The 1,429-nt window shown below is 42.9% G+C and carries 2 protein-coding genes; both read left to right on the top strand.

The annotated features are described in order from the left end of the window. The coding region (gene gspM, locus ACRC27_RS12630) for a type II secretion system protein GspM (protein WP_438640029.1) at positions 1-222 on the top strand (222 nt) is incomplete at its 5' end. Between the two features lie 711 nt (positions 223-933). Continuing rightward, positions 934-1,429, top strand: a 496-nt coding sequence (locus ACRC27_RS12635) for a lytic polysaccharide monooxygenase (RefSeq protein WP_438640030.1), incomplete at its 3' end; no start/stop codon positions are given.

A 1,429-nucleotide genomic window follows, 5' to 3' on the forward strand; every position in this document is an offset into this window, starting at 1 on the left:
CAGGTGATCAGTGAAAGTGCGCAGCAGCACCAGATAGTGGTAACGCGAATAGTGAATAAAGACGATAGCATTCAACTGAGCATCAACCCGCTCAGTTTTAACAGTTTGCTGGCATGGCTTAATACGCTACATGATGAGTTTGGCATTCAAGTGCGTTTCTTGGATGTCAGTGCCGAAATGATGCCGGGGCAGGTGCGCGTATTGAATTTGGAGTTGGCATAATTTCAATCGACACTCAAACATTTAACTCAATAGTACCTAATTAGAGGTATGCAAAATCAAATTTGGTGAGAAATAAACCGTGATTTGTGCGATTAATTTCGGGCTGGCTAATCTGAATACGGTATATTTAGAGTGTTTAATCTATTTTGATTGGTGAATATTACGAATTAATGAAAACGTCATCTAAGCTTTATTGACAGCCCATTTACCCCTGTGCTCAAATGCCAATAAAATGAGAAGTCTATTTGCATGCTAAATGCATGCTCTATTTTCTGACTGTTTTCTGAGTTCGGTTGGTCAATATATTGTCGTTATTTGCGTTTTGGTTTGACGGTTTATTGTCGAATTTTTCTGTTTACTTAATAAAATAATTAAATTGATTATTAAAGCGACCAGTTAGTGCACTCAATTGTCTGATGTATATCAAGCGCAGACGATTGATTTAAATCTCAATATAAAATTAAGTTTATCTGCTTTGCGTATTGCATGGTGGAGGATGAGTAACAGCGCTAATTTATTACTAATATGCATCAATACTGATATCCGTATCATGGTGCGGATATAAATAATCGCGGATATAAATAAAAAATTTAATAAAGCCCTCTTAGGGATTGCATCAACGTTTTTGACCGCAGCGGTATCACGCCGAGGTGGTCTTTTTTGGCGCAGCATCGCTTCTGCGCTGTTTTTTATCTCTAAACTGGAACTATGATGAAACTGACTAAAATTGCATTGCTAACAATTGCCGCGTTTAGCTCGACGGCTTGGGCCCACGGTTATGTGGAAGCGCCGCAATCACGTGGCTATGCCTGTAAAACCGGCTTAAACAGTGACTGTGGCGCAGTGCAGTGGGAGCCACAAAGTATTGAAGGGCCAGATGGTTTCCCGTTAGCAGGCCCTGCAGATGGCAAACTGGCGAGCGCGGGCTTGGTGCAATTTAGCGAACTGGATGCGCAAACCAGCACCCGCTGGAGTAAAACGCCGATTAAAAGCGGTAAGCAGACCATTCGCTGGAATTTTACCGCCAACCACGTGACGCGCGAGTGGCGTTATTACATCACCAAACCGAACTGGGATCAGAATGCGCCATTGACCCGCGATGCATTTGAATTAACACCGTTTGCGGTTCATAGCGGTGATATGCAGCAGCCGCCGAAGCAATTTAGCCATGACATCGTGATCCCTGAGCGTAGCGGTTACCACGTTA

This window comes from Plesiomonas sp., from assembly GCF_051650925.1.
In the GTDB taxonomy this organism is placed as follows: Bacteria; Pseudomonadota; Gammaproteobacteria; order Enterobacterales; family CAMTGL01; genus Plesiomonas.